Origin of the sequence: Cryobacterium sp. RTC2.1 (genome assembly GCF_035018685.1) — a bacterium.
In the GTDB taxonomy this organism is placed as follows: domain Bacteria; phylum Actinomycetota; class Actinomycetes; order Actinomycetales; family Microbacteriaceae; genus Cryobacterium; species Cryobacterium glucosi.
Genome location: NZ_JASJXJ010000110.1, coordinates 1 through 13,457 on the forward strand (window position 1 = coordinate 1; position 13,457 = coordinate 13,457).

The 13,457-nt window shown below is 69.2% G+C and carries 12 protein-coding genes; 8 read left to right on the plus strand and 4 right to left on the minus strand.

What is annotated here, in order from left to right; genetic code table 11:
- A partial coding sequence (locus tag QN357_RS13345; protein WP_323504996.1) for a multifunctional oxoglutarate decarboxylase/oxoglutarate dehydrogenase thiamine pyrophosphate-binding subunit/dihydrolipoyllysine-residue succinyltransferase subunit occupies positions 1–3,502 on the plus strand: 3,502 nt, incomplete at its 5' end.
- A 151-nt stretch (positions 3,503–3,653) separates the two neighbouring features.
- Entirely contained in the window at positions 3,654–4,568 is a 915-nt protein-coding gene (locus QN357_RS13350; protein WP_241975497.1) for a VOC family protein, read from the plus strand.
- Between the two features lie 72 nt (positions 4,569–4,640).
- Here QN357_RS13350 and QN357_RS13355 read toward each other — a convergent pair whose 3' ends face one another.
- Both QN357_RS13355 and QN357_RS13360 read right to left on the minus strand, forming a co-directional pair.
- Positions 4,641–4,883 (minus strand): zf-HC2 domain-containing protein, encoded by a 243-nt coding sequence (locus QN357_RS13355; RefSeq protein ID WP_134449770.1) that lies wholly within the window; start codon positions 4,881–4,883, stop codon positions 4,641–4,643.
- Positions 4,880–5,518, minus strand: coding sequence for a sigma-70 family RNA polymerase sigma factor (locus tag QN357_RS13360; protein ID WP_174774656.1), 639 nt, complete (start codon positions 5,516–5,518; stop codon positions 4,880–4,882). Before QN357_RS13360 ends, QN357_RS13355 begins: the two co-directional genes overlap by 4 nt.
- Positions 5,519–5,628: 110 nt before the next feature.
- Here QN357_RS13360 and aroA point away from each other — a divergent pair, with 110 nt between their 5' ends.
- Genes aroA through bcp form a run of 3 tightly spaced genes read left to right on the plus strand, consistent with a single transcriptional unit; the run spans position 5,629 to position 8,525 of the window.
- Complete coding sequence (aroA, locus tag QN357_RS13365; RefSeq protein WP_322189549.1) at positions 5,629–6,990, plus strand: 3-phosphoshikimate 1-carboxyvinyltransferase; 1,362 nt, start codon at positions 5,629–5,631, stop codon at positions 6,988–6,990.
- A complete protein-coding gene (gene rsgA / locus QN357_RS13370; RefSeq protein ID WP_134449767.1) occupies positions 6,987–8,036 on the plus strand; it encodes a ribosome small subunit-dependent GTPase A in 1,050 nt (349 codons plus the stop codon). Before aroA ends, rsgA begins: the two co-directional genes overlap by 4 nt.
- Positions 8,037–8,045: 9 nt before the next feature.
- Positions 8,046–8,525 (plus strand): thioredoxin-dependent thiol peroxidase, encoded by a 480-nt coding sequence (gene bcp / locus QN357_RS13375; RefSeq protein WP_322189548.1) that lies wholly within the window; start codon positions 8,046–8,048, stop codon positions 8,523–8,525.
- 126 nt (positions 8,526–8,651) lie between these two features.
- Here the strand turns inward: bcp and QN357_RS13380 are convergent, their stop codons facing one another.
- Complete coding sequence (locus tag QN357_RS13380) at positions 8,652–9,107, minus strand: hypothetical protein (RefSeq protein ID WP_322189547.1); 456 nt, start codon at positions 9,105–9,107, stop codon at positions 8,652–8,654.
- 180 nt (positions 9,108–9,287) lie between these two features.
- Between QN357_RS13380 and QN357_RS13385 the strand changes: the two genes are divergently transcribed.
- Positions 9,288–9,536 (plus strand): WhiB family transcriptional regulator, encoded by a 249-nt coding sequence (locus QN357_RS13385; protein ID WP_035837005.1) that lies wholly within the window; start codon positions 9,288–9,290, stop codon positions 9,534–9,536.
- A gap of 46 nt (positions 9,537–9,582) precedes the next feature.
- On the opposite strand, the gene QN357_RS13390 is transcribed toward QN357_RS13385, so the two are convergent.
- Entirely contained in the window at positions 9,583–11,076 is a 1,494-nt protein-coding gene (locus QN357_RS13390) for a sensor histidine kinase (RefSeq protein WP_134449764.1), read from the minus strand.
- A gap of 78 nt (positions 11,077–11,154) precedes the next feature.
- Here QN357_RS13390 and QN357_RS13395 point away from each other — a divergent pair, with 78 nt between their 5' ends.
- Together QN357_RS13395 and QN357_RS13400 are read left to right on the plus strand one after the other, a co-directional pair.
- Positions 11,155–11,628, plus strand: coding sequence for a hypothetical protein (locus QN357_RS13395; protein ID WP_134449763.1), 474 nt, complete (start codon positions 11,155–11,157; stop codon positions 11,626–11,628).
- Positions 11,625–13,391, plus strand: a complete 1,767-nt coding sequence (locus tag QN357_RS13400) for a DUF5671 domain-containing protein (protein ID WP_322189546.1) — start codon at positions 11,625–11,627, stop codon at positions 13,389–13,391. The genes QN357_RS13395 and QN357_RS13400 overlap by 4 nt, the downstream gene beginning before the upstream one ends.
- Positions 13,392–13,457 lie beyond the last annotated feature (66 nt).

Below are 13,457 nucleotides of genomic sequence, written 5' to 3' on the forward strand. Positions count from 1 at the left end.
GGTCGAGCCCGCCCCGATCACGGCACCGATCGCGATCATCGGCGGCCAGCGCACCGCCCGCACCACCTCGACCGCCCCGCGTTCGCTCCCCGTCCCTGCCGACGCGCCGGTCAAGGGCCAGCCGGCGCCGGCGGGCACTGCCGAGACGCAGGACCTCGTCACCCCGCTCCGCGGCATGCAGAAGAGCCTCGCCGCCAACATGGCCACGAGCCTCACCGTGCCAACGGCGACGAGCGTGCGCACCATCCCGGCCAAGCTCCTGATCGACAACCGCATCGTGATGAACAACCACATGCGCAGGTCCCGCGGTGGCAAGGTCTCCTTCACGCACCTGATCGGCTGGGCGCTGATCAAGGCCCTCAAGATGTTCCCGAGCCAGAACGTCTGGTACGACGAGATCGACGGAAAGCCCTCCGTCGTCGCTCCCGCCCACGTCGGCCTCGGCATCGCGATCGACCTGCCCAAGCCGGACGGCACCCGCGCCCTGATGGTCCCCGCGATCAAGCGTGCGGACACCATGACCTTCGGCGAGTACCTGTCGTCCTACGAAGACCTCGTCACCCGCGCGCGCAAGAACAAGCTGACCGCCGACGACTTCTCCGGCGCGACCGTTTCGCTCACCAACCCGGGCGGCATCGGGACCGTGCACTCCGTCCCCAGGCTGATGAAGGGGCAGGGCTGCATCATCGGCGCCGGCGCCCTCGACTACCCGGCCGAGTTCCAGGGTGCGAGCGTCAAGACGCTCACCGGCCTGGCCATCTCCAAGACCATCACCCTCACGAGCACCTACGACCACCGCGTCATCCAGGGCGCCGGCTCCGGCGAATTCCTCAAGATCGTGCACGAGCTCCTCATCGGCGGGCACCACTTCTACGAAGACATCTTCGCGGCGCTGCGCATTCCATACGACCCGATCCACTGGGCGCCCGACATCAGCGTCGACCTCGCGAGCGCCGTCGACAAGACCGCGCGCGTGCAGGAACTGATCAACGCCTACCGGGTCCGCGGACACCTGATGGCCGACGTCGACCCGCTCGAATACACCCAGCGCACCCACCCCGACCTCGACATCGCCAACCACGGCCTGACCTTCTGGGACCTCGACCGCCAGTTCGTCACGGGCGGCTTCGGCAGCCAGCGGCTGATGCTGCTCCGCGACATCCTCGGTGTGCTCCGCGACTCCTACTGCCGCACGACCGGCATCGAGTACATGCACATCCAGGACCCTGCCCAGCGCAAGTGGATGCAGGAAAAGATGGAGAAGACCTACGTCAAGCCCACGCATGACGAGCAGATGCGCATCCTCGGAAAGCTCAACGAGGCCGAGGCCTTCGAGACCTTCCTGCAGACCAAGTACGTCGGCCAGAAGCGGTTCAGCCTCGAGGGCGGCGAGTCCACCATCCCGCTCCTCGACGCGATCCTCGAAGGTGCGGCGAATGCCGGCCTCGACGGCGTCGCGATCGGCATGGCCCACCGTGGCCGGCTGAACGTGCTCACCAACATCGCCGGAAAGACCTACGGCCAGATCTTCCGCGAGTTCGAGGGCACCCAGGACCCCAGAAGCGTGCAGGGCTCAGGGGACGTCAAGTACCACCTCGGCACGGAGGGCAGCTTCCGCGGAAACAACGGCGTGGAGATCCCGGTGTACCTCGCCGCGAACCCCTCGCACCTCGAAGCCGTCGACGGCGTCCTCGAGGGCATCGTGCGCGCCAAGCAGGACCGCAAGCCGATCGGCACCTTCTCGACCCTCCCCGTGCTCGTGCACGGCGACGCAGCCATGGCCGGCCAGGGCATCGTGCTCGAAACGCTGCAGATGTCCCAGCTGCGCGGCTTCCGCACCGGCGGCACGATCCACCTCGTCGTCAACAACCAGGTCGGCTTCACGACGCTGCCCCTCGACGCGCGCACCTCGGTGTATTCGACGGACGTCGCGAAGACCATCCAGGCGCCGATCTTCCACGTGAACGGCGACGACCCCGAGGCCGTCGTGCGGGTCGCTGAGCTCGCATTCGCCTACCGCCAGGAGTTCAAGCGCGACGTCGTGATCGACCTGATCTGCTACCGCAGGCGTGGCCACAACGAGGGCGACGACCCCTCGATGACCCAGCCCCTGATGTACAACCTGATCGAGGCCAAGCGCTCGGTGCGGAAGCTCTACACCGAGGCGCTCGTCGGACGTGGCGACATCACCGAGGCAGAGTACGAGGCCGCGCACGCCGACTTCCAGGACCGCCTCGAACGCGCGTTCATGGAGACGCACGCCGCGCAGTCCTCGTCGATTCCGGTCGTCGGCAGCCAGGGCCTGTCCTCCGGCAACAACCTCCAGGACGAAGCCGTCGGCGAGCCTGCGACCACGGGCGTCCCCGAGGCGGTCGTGCACCTCATAGGGGATGCCTTCCTCAACAAGCCCGCCGGCTTCACGGTCCACAACAAGCTCCAGCAGCTCATGCAGAAGCGTGCGGACATGAGCCGGAACGGCAACATCGACTGGGCGTTCGGTGAGCTCCTCGCCCTCGGTTCCCTCCTGCTCGAGCGCACCCCGGTGCGCTTCGCCGGCCAGGATGCCCGCCGCGGCACCTTCGTGCAGCGTCACGCCGTTCTCCACGACCGCATCAACGGCCAGGAATGGCTGCCGCTCGCGAACCTCAGCGAGGACCAGGCCCGGTTCTGGATCTACGACTCGCTCCTGAGCGAATACGCGGCGATGGGCTTCGAGTACGGCTACTCCGTCGAACGCGCCGACGCGCTCGTTCTCTGGGAGGCCCAGTTCGGCGACTTCGCCAACGGCGCCCAGACCGTGATCGACGAGTTCGTGTCCTCCGCCGAGCAGAAGTGGGGCCAGCGGTCCTCCGTCGTGCTCCTCCTCCCGCACGGGTACGAGGGCCAGGGCCCCGACCACTCCTCGGCGAGGATCGAACGCTACCTCCAGCTGTGCGCCGAGAACAACATGACCGTCGCCCGCCCCTCGACGCCGGCCTCGTACTTCCACCTGCTGCGCCGCCAGGCGTACATGCGCCCGCGGCGCCCGCTCGTGGTCTTCACGCCCAAGTCGATGCTCCGCCTGCGCGGCGCGACGAGCGCGGTCGCCGACTTCACCAGCGGACGTTTCGAGCCCGTGATCGACGACGCGCGCATCACAGACAAGTCCGCTGTCAAGCGCGTGCTGTTCATGGCGGGCAAGCTCTACTACGACCTGCTCAGCGAGCTCGAGAAGAACCCGAACCCCGAGATCGCACTCGTGCGGATCGAGCAGTTCTACCCGCTGCCCGCAGCCGAGATTCAGCAGGTCGTCGCCCAGTACCCGGACGCCGAACTCGCCTGGGTGCAGGATGAGCCGGAAAACCAGGGCGCCTGGCCGTTCTTCTACTTCAGCACCAGCAAGGTCGTCAAGCGCCCGGTTCGGGTGTTCTCCCGGGCCGCCTCCGCATCGCCGGCGGCCGGCTCCGCGAAGCGGCACGCCGCCGAACAGGTCGACCTGCTGAGGAACGCGCTCACCCTCTAGGCGTACCTTTCCGGTCGAGAGTTCCCGTTCTGGCGGGCACTCTCGACCGGAAGGGCACGGGCATTGCCCGGAGACGGGCCCGGTCGTAGGCTGGCCGCGATCGCGACCTCGAAGGTGACAGGGACCGCGACGCGACCGAAGGAGTGTTGCTGTGTCCACCCGCGATGTGACCCGGCTCGGCGAACCCTGCTGGAACGACCTGATGACCTCGGATCCCTCGAAGGACCGTGAGTTCTACACCCAGCTCTTCGGGTGGCACGCGAGCGAATCCGGACCCGAATACGGCAACTACGTGACCTTCTCGCGCGGAGCCGCAGATGTCGCAGGAATGGCCGCCGCCCCTGACGGGTCGAACGCGCCGGACGCGTGGCTCGTCTACCTCTCGGTCGACGACGTCGACGACACGGTGACGGCCGCGGTCGCAGCCGGAGGCCAGGTGCTCCTGGAGCCGCTCACGGTCGGCGGGATGGGACGCACCGCGGTGCTCGCGGACCCCTCCGGCGCCGCGGTCGGCATCTGGCAGCCCATTGAGTTCGACGGCTTCCACACCGTCGCCCGGCCGGGGACACCGATCTGGCACGAACTCAGCAGTCGGGACTACGACGCCGCCCTGCCGTTCTACGCGACCGTCTTCGGCTGGGACCCGCAGGTCCTGAGCGACACCCCGGAATTCCGGTACAGCACGATCGGGCCGGAGGGCATGCCCGTCGCCGGGGTCATGGACTCGACGGCGTTCCTCCCGGAGGGTGTTCCCTCGCACTGGGCGGTGTACTTCGGCGTCCCGGACGCGGCAACGGCCGCCGCCCGGGTCGTCGAGCTGGGCGGCGCGGTGCTTCGCGAGCCGTGGGACTCGGAGTTCGGCACCTTCGCCCAGGTCGCAGACCCGACGGGAGCGATGTTCTACCTGGGTTCGGTCGAGGCCGGCACGCCGACCGGCGCGGCCAGGGACGACGCCACAACGACGGAAACGGTCGCGACTGGCGTCGGCGACGACGCTGCCTTCGCGGATGCCGCCTTCATCGACGTCGACGAGAGTGACGTCGAAACCAGCCAGTCCGCCGGGTGACCCGTCACGGGCATCCGCCGAACGACGGTGCCGCGAGGGACACGCCACGCAGGAGTCAGTGCCAGGCGGGAGTCAGTGCGAGGACTGGATGGTACGCAGTTTGAGCAACACCTGGTCGCGGAGGTCTTCCGGAGCGATCTCCCGGCAGGCGCGCTGCACGGCCTCGGTCAGGGTGCGCCCGACGAGGTGTTCGCTGCTGCAGTCCGTGCAGTGGGCCAGGTGCTCCTGGATATCGGCGGTGTCCTCGCCGCAGAGTTCGTTGTGGAGGTATTCCTCGAGTTCGGCCTTGGCCTTCTCGCAGCCGCAATCGGTCATTTCGTGCTCCCAGAGGTGTTACGACCGGCCCGGCCCGTTGCAGCCGGGGTCCCGGATGCGGGCTGGGCTGAGCCCAGGCCGCGCTCGAGCGCATAGCCGGCCAACAGGTCACGCAGGAGTCGCCGGCCACGGTGCAGGCGGCTCATCACGGTGCCGATCGGTGTTTTCATGATTTCGGCGATCTCCTGGTAGGAGAAGCCCTCGACGTCGGCGAAGTACACGGCCAGCCGGAAGTCTTCCGGGATGGACTGCAGGGCGTCCTTCACGGCGCTGTCCGGCAGGTGATCGATCGCTTCGGCCTCTGCCGAGCGACTCGCCATCGCGGTCGTCGATTCGGCGCCCCCGAGCTGCCAGTCTTCGAGGTCGTCGATGGTGCCCTGGTAGGGCTCGCGCTGCTTCTTGCGATAGGTGTTGATGAATGTGTTCGTGAGGATGCGGTAGAGCCACGCTTTGAGATTGGTGCCCTGCTCGAACTGCTTGAAAGCGGCGAACGACTTGACGAACGTCTCCTGGACCAGGTCCTGCGCATCCGAAGGATTGCGCGTCATCCGCATTGCTGCGGCGTAGAGCTGGTCGATGTAGGGCATCGCCTGTTCTTCGAACAGGTCTCGCAGGTCGATCGCGTCAGTTGTCATCACGGACAATTCTAATGCGTCGATCACGGACGTTTCGGGTCGTTCAAGCACCGTTGACAGCACCATCGGGACCTCCCTCATCTGTTCATCACCGACTATCCTGATAACCGATGTTGATCTCGAGATATTCCAAGCCCGATTTCGATCCCTACGGCGACAACGCGCCCGAAGAGACGGATGCCTGGTGGCCGGCCCCTGTTGCAGCGCGGCCGCTCGCCGCCGTCGTCTCCCTGCCGGGTTCGAAGTCGCTCACCAACCGCGAGCTCGTGCTCGCGGCCCTCGCCGACGGGCCCTCCCTCCTCCGCGCACCGCTGCACTCCCGCGACAGCGACCTGATGGTCGATGCGCTCCGGCAGCTGGGCGCCACGATCGAGTCCGTCCCCGGCGACGGCGAGTTCGGCACGGACCTCCGGGTCACCCCCGGCGAGCTCTTCGGCTCGACGACGATCGACTGCGGCCTGGCCGGCACCGTGATGCGCTTCCTCCCGCCCGTCGCCGCCCTCGCGCTCGGCCCGACGACGTTCGACGGCGACGCCGGTGCACGCCGCCGCCCGATGGCGACCACGATCTCCTCCCTCAGCGCCCTCGGCGCCGACATCAACGACGACGGCCGCCACGCGCTGCCGTTCACGGTGCACGGCACCGGCAGCCTCTCCGGCGGTGAGGTCACGATCGACGCGTCCACCTCGAGCCAGTTCGTCTCCGGCCTGCTCCTCGCCGCCCCGCGGTTCGAGCGCGGACTGCACCTCCGACACGACGGCGAACGCCTGCCGAGCCTGCCGCACATCGAGATGACGATCGCGACCCTCGCCCGCCGCGGGGTCACCGTGACGAGCCCAGCCGTCGGCGAATGGATCGTCGAGCCCGGCCCGATCCGGGGTATCGACGTCGACATCGAACCAGACCTGTCCAACGCCGCGCCGTTCCTCGCGGCCGCGCTCGTGGCCGGCGGGAGCGTCACGATCACGGGCTGGCCTGCCGAGACGACCCAGGTCGGCGCCGACCTCGCGTACCTGCTGCCGCTGTTCGGCGCGATCGTCACCCGCGCGGGCGACCGTCTCACGGTCACCGCGGGCGAGCATCTCACCGGCGTCACTCTCGACCTCTCCACGGGAGGTGAGCTCGCGCCGGCCCTCGTCGCCCTCGCCGCCCTCGCGGATTCCCCGAGCACGATCACCGGCATCGGCCACATCCGGAACCACGAGACCGACCGCCTCGCCGCCCTCGTGACGGAGATCAACGGGCTCGGCGGCGCCGTCACGGAGCTGCCGGACGGCCTGCAGATCGACCCGCGGCCCCTGCACGGCGGACAGTGGCACAGCTACGACGACCACCGGATGGCGACGGCGGGAGCCCTGATCGGCCTCGCTGTTCCCGGCGTCCTGGTCGAGGACATCGGCACGACTGCGAAGACGCTCCCCCAGTTCCCCGAACTGTGGCACGCGCTCCTCGCCTCGACCGTGCTCGCATGAGCTGGTGGGCCGGCGCGGACGACGACGAACCCGAGTTCGACGAGTCGAGCGTGCGGGTGCGCCCCAACCGCAAGGGCAGCAAACCGCGCACCAAGACCCGCCCTGACCACGAGGACGCGCTCACCGGGCGCATCCTCTCGGTCGACCGCGGCCGCTACACCGTCATGCTCGACGAGAACAAGCACACCGAACGACGGGTGACCGCGGCCAGGGCGAGCGAGCTGCGCAAGCACGCCGTCGTGACCGGCGACCGCGTCGACATCGTCGGAGACACCACCGGGGCGGAGGGCAGCCTCGCCCGCATCGTGCGGATCGTGCCGCGGGTCACCCTGCTGCGCCGCAGCGCCGACGACACCGACGCCGTCGAACGGGTCATCGTCGCCAATGCCGACCAGATGCTCATCGTCGTCGCCGCCGCGAACCCGGAGCCGCGCATCCGCCTGGTCGACCGGTACCTCGTCGCGGCGTACGACGCGGGCGTCACGCCGATCCTCTGCATCACGAAGACCGACCTCGCCGATCCCGCCGAGTTCCTGAACAACTTCGCCGGCCTCGACCTGATCGTCTTCACGAGCCGCGACGACGCCATGCCGCTCGAGAGCATCTCCGCTGCGCTCGTCGGCCATGACACCGTCTTCGTCGGCCACTCCGGCGTCGGCAAGTCCACGCTCGTCAACGCCCTCGTGCCGGACGCGCACCGCGCCGTCGGCGTCGTGAACACCGTGACCGGCCGCGGCAGGCACACCTCGTCCTCGACGGTCTCGCTGCGACTCGAAACGGATGCCGGCCGCGGCTGGGTCATCGACACTCCCGGAGTGCGCTCCTTCGGCCTCGGGCATATCAACACCGACAACATCCTCAAGGCGTTCACCGACCTCGCCGCGATCGCGGAGAAGTGCCCGCGCGGCTGTACCCATCTGCCGGACTCGCCGGACTGCGCCATCAACGAGGCCGTCGCGGCCGGCGAACTCGGCGACACCGGCAAGGCCCGCCTCGACTCGCTGCAACGACTGCTCGCGACCTTCGCGGTGTCCCCGCACCACTAACGTGGGGGCATGACGGATTCCACGCGCCTCGAAGCCGGCGACCCGGCACCGCAGTTCACGCTCACCGACCAGGACGGCGCATCCGTCTCGCTCGCCGGGTTCGCGGGCTCGAAGGTCGTCGTCTACTTCTACCCGGCCGCGCTCACCCCGGCCTGCACGAAGCAGGCCTGCGATTTCCGCGACAGCCTCGGTTCGCTCGAGACTGCGGGCTACCGCGTGCTCGGCGTCTCGCGGGACACGCCGGAGAAGCTCCGGGCCTTCCGGGACGCCGAGGGCCTCACGTTCCCGCTCCTGAGCGACAGCGACCTCACCGTGCACCGGGCGTACGCCGCCTGGGGCGAGAAAAACCTCTACGGCAAGACCGTCACGGGCGTCCTGCGGTCCACCTTCGTGATCGACGAGGCCGGACTGATCACCCTCGCGCTCTACAACCTACGTGCGACGGGCCACGTCGCGAGCCTGCGCAAGAAGCTCGGCCTCGGCGACTGACACCCGGTCCCACTTCCCCGGGGCCGTCAGGGGCCCCCAGCGGCCGCTGACGACATCCGCTGCCGTCCGGGCGGCACCGACCTGCTGCCTGGACGAAATACTGTGTGAACACTCGGCGACGGATGTCTACCCGGCCGTGTCGCCCTCATCCCGCGGGGTCTGCGTGGCCGCGAGCACCGCGGGGGTGAACAGGAGCCCGAGCACCACGATCGAGGGCACCAGGAGCGCCCAGCCGAGATCCGGACGCGCGTACAGCCCCTGGAAGCAGCCGACGGCGACGGCGATCTGCACGACCTGCCAGGTCACCGCGGCGCCGCGGATCCAGCCGCGGCGCCTCAGGGAATTGACCGCGATCGCGGTCACCCAGGCGGCGGCGATCAGCACGATGATCAGGATCGCGACCCCGCTCGCGAGCGAGGTCGGCGTCGCGGTGAGAAGCTCGAGGACGAGCCAGACCACCGCGGCCCAGAGCAGGGCGGCCTCGGCCCAGAGCAGGCCGGCGAGGAGAAGGAGTGCGGGCGCACGAAGCGGGCGGAACGCACCGGCGTCACCGTCCGGACGCTGGTCGAACTGTTGATTCACAGAGATATCCCATACCAAACTATTGATTTGACCCCACCATTATGCGACCATAATTGAGGCCCGGTTGACGCTCACAGGGACGTGAGCCCTATGAATGCGTAAATCGCTTACCTTCCTGCAATCGGCAGCCTCTCATCTTCGGCCAATCGGCCAGGCACCCTGCAATAAAGGAGCATCTCTATGGACTGGCGCGACAAAGCGGCCTGCCTCACCGCCGACCCGGAATTGTTCTTCCCCGTCGGTAACACTGGACCCGCTGTGGACCAGATCGAGAAGGCCAAGTCTGTGTGTGCCCGTTGCAATGTGACCGAGGTGTGCCTCCAGTACGCACTGGAGACCGGACAGGATTCCGGCGTCTGGGGCGGCCTGAGCGAAGACGAACGCCGCGCCCTCAAGCGCCGTGCCGCACGGGCGCGCCGCGCGTCCTAGCCCCACCGCCCGTGTCCTGAGACCTGGCGCGCCGCCCCCGCGGCAGTCAGGTCTCACGCATGTACCGCAGGGGAATCTCGATCGTCACTTCGGTGCCGCTGCCCATCATCGTGTGCCAGTCGATGCTCCCGCTGAGCTCGCCCTGGATCAGGGTGCGCACGATCTGCGTGCCCAGTCCCGATCCGACCTTGCCCTCGGGAAGACCGGAACCGTTGTCACGCACGCGCACCGTGAGGGTCTCTTCGTTGCGCTCGGCCTCGATCACGACTTCGCCCTCCCGGCCGGCGAGGCCATGCTCGACCGCGTTCGTGACGAGCTCCGTGAGCGCGAGCGCGAGCGGGGTGGCGAAGGCGCTCGGCAGAACGCCGAAACTGCCGGACAGCTTCGGGTGCGCCGTCGTGTTGTGAGCGGATGCGACCTCGGCGATCAGGAGCAGCACCCGGTCGAAGACGACGTCGAAGTCGACCTGCTGGTTCAGCCCCGTCGACAGGGTGTCGTGGACGACAGCGATCGCCGCGACCCGGCGCATGGCCTGGTTGAGCGCCTCGCGCGCGGTATCGGAGTGGGTCCGCCTGGCCTGGATCCGGAGCAGCGACGCCACGGTCTGGAGGTTGTTCTTCACCCGGTGGTGGATCTCCCGGATGGTCGCGTCCTTCGTGATGAGCTCGCGCTCCTGGTGGCGCAGTTCGGTCACGTCGCGGCAGAGCACGATCGCGCCGATCCGCTGGCCGCGGTTGCGGATCGGGATCGCGCGGAGCGAGACGGTCACCCCGCGAGCCTCGACATCGGTTCGCCAGGGAGCCCGGCCGGTGACGACGAGCGGGAGCGATTCGTCGACGACGACCGTGCCGGTGAGCAATCCCGTCGTGACCTCGGCGAGTGACTCGCCCTCGAGCTCGTCGACGAAGCCCATCCGGTTGAAGGCGGAGAGCGCGTTGGGGCTCGCGAAGGTCGTGACACCGTCGAGGTCGAGCCGGATCAGGCCGTCCGAGGCGCGCGGGGCGCCGCGGCGCGGGCCGGTCGGAGCGCCGAGATCGGGGAAATCGCCGGAGGCGATCATCGCGAACAGGTCGTTGGCGCAGTCGTTGAAGGTAAGTTCCTGGCGGCTCGGCGTGCGCGCCTCGCTGAGGTTCGTGTGCCGGGTGAGCACGGCGACGGGCACGGGTGCGATCTGGGAACCGGTCGTGCTGAGCCGGCGCATCACGGGGATCGCCCTGACGCGGGTCGGAGTCTCCTCGTACCAGTCCGGGGCCGTCGTATCCACGATCCTGGCGGACTCGAAGGCCTCCGTCACCTGCTGGCGCCATTCCCCCTTGATTCCCTGCCCGACGAAGTCGCGGTAGAACAGGGTCGCGGCGCTCGAGGGGCGCGCGTGCGCGACCGCCACGAAGCTCCCGGTCGTGCCGGGCACCCACACCACGATGTCCGCGAAAGCAAGGTCGGCGAGGAGCTGACCATCCGCGACGAGCATGTGGAGCCAGTCCACATCCTCGGCACTGCTGCGGCCCTGGGCAAGTACGAGATCACTGAGCGTCGACACCCTGCCAGCCTAGGTCCCCCTGAACGAGGAAAGTGACTGGGGCGACCATGAATCGGCGCGCGGTGTCATGCTGGTCAGATGAACCCCACTCCGGGCAGGCCCGATCGCACCCTGATCGCCGTTCTGTCCGTGATCGTAGTTCTGGTCATCGTCGCGCTCGTCGTCGTCTTCTCCCGCGGAGCGCCGGAGCAGCTCGGCCAGGCGACCCCGGCCGGTGTCGTCCAGCGCTACTCTGCCGCTGTCATCGACGGCGACGAGCAGAAGGCGGCCGGATTCCTCACCCCGCACGCCCTCGCGAGTTGCGACGCGGTCGGCGGCCGGGCCGCCGGCGACCTGAGGGTCACGCTCGTCTCGACGACGGAGCGGCCCGGTTCGGCCGACGTCACGGTGTCCATCGTCACCTCGGAGGATGCCGGCCCCTTCGGGTCCTCGGAATACGAGAGCCAGGAGGTGTTCGACCTGCTCACGGTCGACGGCGCCTGGAAGATCGACTCCGCGCCCTGGCAACTCGCGATCTGCCCGGGCACCACGACCACGACCGATGCCCCGTGATCGTCGGGGCAGGTCTCCTGGTCGCGCTCGGCGTCGTCATCGCCGCCATCGTGATCGGGGTCCGCCGGTCGCCGGCACCGCGGGGAGGGTCGGCCCAGCCGACGGTCCGGCGCCTGATCGCCTTCGTCCTCCTGTTCGCCCTCGTCGTGATCGCCGCGATCGGTCTGGCCGGGCTGCTGGGGCGCCTGCTCGATGCGGGTAATGCTCTCGCAGGGGAAGACGTCGCCGGACTCGCCCGCTCGCTCGCCTTCACCCTGGTCGCCGGCCCCTTCGCCGCCCTGCTGTGGTGGGTGCTCCGGCGGCGCCTGGACGGCGAAGATCGGTCGTCCCTCGCCTGGGGCCTCTACCTCGCCGGCATGCGCACCGTCGCGCTCGTCGTCGCCTCGACCGCCCTGCTCGGCTCCGCAGCGGCCCTCGTGCGCGCGGACTGGCAGCCGCGCACCCTCGCCACCGGACTGGTCTGGGCCGCCGTGTGGGTGTGGCACACGTGGATATCCAGGAATCCGGCCACGCATCCGCTGCGGCTCCCGACGGCGGCGATCGTTCTCGGGAGCGTGTTCGGTCTCGTGATCGGTACCGGCGGAGCCGTCACGGCGCTCGGCGCGCTGCTCGACTCGGCCATCACCGGGTCGGGGGCATCGACGTTCGCGGGTGCCCCGTGGTGGTGGCTCCCCCTCGAAGGCCTGGTCTGGTGCGCCGGCGGCGGCGCCGTGTGGTGGTGGCACTGGCTGCACGACAGGGCCGTCACCCTCCGCGGCGGGCTCGCCGACGTCGCTTTCATCGCCAGCGGAATCGGCGGAGCGGCGATCCTCACCCTCGCCGGGGCGGGCACAACGGTGTTCGTGCTGCTCAGGCTCGGCTTCGACCGCTCAGGCGCGTTCGGAAACGCCGAGTCCCTCACCGGCATCCTCGATCCCCTCGGCAACGCACTCGCGGCGGCGTCGATGGGCGCATTCGTCTGGGCCTATCACCGGGTCCTGGTTCCAGTCCGCGGCGACCAGACCAGGCAGGCGGCCGGCCTGGTCGTGTCCGGCATCGGGCTCGTCGGTGCGGCCTCCGGGCTCGGGGTCGTGGTGAACTCCCTGCTCGCGGCACTCGCGCAGCCACTCGCCGACTCGAACCCGCGCACCCTGCTGCTCGGCGGCATCAGCGTCATGATCGCGGGCGGACCGGTCTGGTGGCTGGCCTGGCGTCCGCTGGCCCCGGCCGATCCATCCACAAGCTCCGCGACCGCCCGGCGCGTCTACCTGATCCTGGTCTTCGGTGTCAGCGCCGTCGTCGCGCTGGTCGCCCTCCTCCTGATCGGCTACCGCATCTTCGAGTTCGGTCTCGGGTCCGCGTCCGGGTCCCCATCCGGGAGCAGCCTGCTCGAGCGGGTGCGCGCCCCGCTGGGGCTCCTCATCGCGACCGGCCTCGCCGCCGGGTACCACTTCGCCGTCTGGCAGCGCGACAGGGCCATGAGCGCCGCGACGCCGGGCCGGCAATGCACCATCGGACGGGTGATCCTGGTCACCGGCGCGTCCCCCGAACCGCTCCGGCGGGCGATCACCGAGACCACAGGGGCATCCGTGACCGTCTGGGCGCGGGCAGAGGGCAACGCAGACACAACAGCAGACGCAGGCGCCGAAGCGGGCACGGACAGCACTGCAGGCGGCCCATCCGCCGCGGAGATCACCGCGGCCCTCGACGGGGTCACCGGCAAACGGGTGCTCGTCGTGACGGGCCCCGGCTCCGGGGTCACCGTGATCCGGCTGCGGGACTGAACCTCGGGCACCGGCGTCAGGACGCCGGATTCAGAGCGCGGGGTTCAGAGGGCGGGGTTCAGAGGG

Excerpts from the sequence above, each read along its gene's own strand:
- bcp (WP_322189548.1), top strand. The coding sequence starts at position 8,046 with ATGACGGATTCCACGCGCCTCGAAGCCGGCGACCCGGCACCGCAGTTC.
- QN357_RS13395 (WP_134449763.1), top strand. The coding sequence starts at position 11,155 with ATGAACCCCACTCCGGGCAGGCCCGATCGCACCCTGATCGCCGTTCTG.
- QN357_RS13360 (WP_174774656.1), bottom strand. The coding sequence starts at position 5,518 with ATGACAACTGACGCGATCGACCTGCGAGACCTGTTCGAAGAACAGGCG.
- rsgA (WP_134449767.1), top strand. The coding sequence starts at position 6,987 with ATGAGCTGGTGGGCCGGCGCGGACGACGACGAACCCGAGTTCGACGAG.
- aroA (WP_322189549.1), top strand. The coding sequence starts at position 5,629 with ATGTTGATCTCGAGATATTCCAAGCCCGATTTCGATCCCTACGGCGAC.
- QN357_RS13385 (WP_035837005.1), top strand. The coding sequence starts at position 9,288 with ATGGACTGGCGCGACAAAGCGGCCTGCCTCACCGCCGACCCGGAATTG.
- QN357_RS13355 (WP_134449770.1), bottom strand. The coding sequence starts at position 4,883 with ATGACCGATTGCGGCTGCGAGAAGGCCAAGGCCGAACTCGAGGAATAC.